Annotated in this window: 1 protein-coding gene; it reads left to right on the forward strand. The window is 53.7% G+C overall.

Annotated features, from left to right (window positions below; genetic code table 11):
- Positions 1 to 257: OB-fold nucleic acid binding domain-containing protein (locus SB765_RS31370; protein ID WP_410932728.1), on the forward strand; the 257-nt coding region annotated here is incomplete at both ends.

A 257-nucleotide genomic window follows, 5' to 3' on the forward strand; every position in this document is an offset into this window, starting at 1 on the left:
GTGGGTCAGCAAGTCACGCTTTGCGGCTGGGTAAACCGCCGTCGCGATCTGGGCAGTTTGATTTTTATCGATATGCGCGACCGTGAAGGCATCGTGCAGGTGTTTTTTGATCCCGATCGCCAGGACGCATTTAAGCTGGCTTCTGAACTGCGTAACGAATTCTGTATCCAGATCACCGGTACCGTGCGTGCGCGTGATGAGAAGAACAAAAACAGCGACATGGCGACCGGTGAAGTGGAAGTGTTTGCCCAGGCACT

It is taken from the genome of Pseudomonas sp. SIMBA_067, assembly GCF_046534675.1.
GTDB lineage: Bacteria > Pseudomonadota > Gammaproteobacteria > Pseudomonadales > Pseudomonadaceae > Aquipseudomonas > Aquipseudomonas putida.